The sequence below is a fragment of the Roseivivax sediminis genome, assembly GCF_900112685.1.
GTDB lineage: Bacteria > Pseudomonadota > Alphaproteobacteria > Rhodobacterales > Rhodobacteraceae > Roseivivax > Roseivivax sediminis.
Window position 1 is genome coordinate 1 of the sequence record NZ_FOMS01000035.1, and the last position, 1265, is coordinate 1265.

Consider the following 1265-nt stretch of genomic DNA (forward strand, 5'->3'; position numbering starts at 1 on the left):
GCGAACAGGCCGCACCCGAATGGGTCGCGGCCTTTTTGCTGTCCCCAAAGCTCAACAGTTCCAACAGCTTGCCACGGATCTCCAGCGTGTGGAGGTCCGCTTCCTCGTCCCAAGACACGACCACCGTCTCGACCAGCGTGTGCAACTCGTCAGCCGCCGGGCCCGCCACGGCCTCGTCCGTGAGCGTTCCCACCAGATCCTCGACATGGTCCCGGTAGAGCGCGGGAATATCCTCTGGCAGCTCGATCGGCGCAGGGACGAGGCTCTCCCGTTCCCGCCGTAGTTCCTTGAGCTTGCCGTCAGCCACTTCCAGCTCCTCGATCAGCACGTTCGAGAACCGGCCTTCCTTGACTGCCTGAAGGAGGTGGGCGCGTTCTTTCTCAACCGCCCGGATCCGAGCATCGTGTCGCTGGAGAACCCGCCCGCTTTCCTGCTCCTCGGCGCGCATCCTGGCAACGTAGCTCGAGCGAAACTTCTCGTATTCTCTCTCCTGCATCAGCCCCTCGCGCAGGCCGCCGAGGATCGTCTCGGCGGCGTCGGCCTCCGAAAGACCGGGCATGCCGGTGCAGACGGCCTCGCCCTTCTCCTTGGCATTGGCGCAGTAATAGCGCCGCCGGGCGCCCTTGCCGGCCACGGTGAGATTGCCGCCGCACTGGCCGCAGGTCAGCAGCCCCGAGAGCAGATACTTGCGCCGCCGCGCGCTCTGTGCCGCTCCGGCGCCGGTCTTGCCACCGGCCTCGGCCCGGGTGCGCGTGGTGTCGATCAGGCCCTGCCGCGCTTTGACCTTGTCCCACAACGCCTCGTCGATGATCCGCAGGTCGGGCTTCTCGGTGGTGCGCCATTCCTCGGGTGGGTTGGGCTTGGAGACCCGGCGACCGGTCTCTGGATGCTTGGAATAGCGCTGGCGGTTCCAGACGTGCCGCCCGATGTAGAGTTCGTTGTTGAGGATTCCGGTGCCGCGTGCGCGGTGTCCGTAGATCGTGTTGGTCTTCCAGTGACCGCTGCCAGCGCCGCGTCCACGCGGGGCAGGGACGGCGGCCGCGTTGAGGTCGGCCGCGATCTGTCGAGGCGACTTGCCGGCGGCATATTCCTCGAAGATTCGGCGCACGATCGCAGCCTCTTCCGGGTCGATCTGCATGATGCTGCCGTCCGACTTTCCGCCCCGGGGCGGGGCTTTGTTGCGCAAAGAACGTGAAGTGCGGACCTCCCCTTTCCCCAGACGCACTTATCCCATGGGCTCTGTGACAGGTATGCCGAGCGCGGTG

At 66.2% G+C, this 1265-nt stretch carries 1 protein-coding gene; it reads right to left on the reverse strand.

The genetic code is table 11. The features are described from left to right. On the reverse strand, positions 1–1138 hold a 1138-nt coding region (locus tag F3H57_RS22025; protein ID WP_223163203.1), incomplete at its 3' end, for a recombinase family protein. Between the last annotated feature and the right edge of the window lie 127 nt (positions 1139–1265).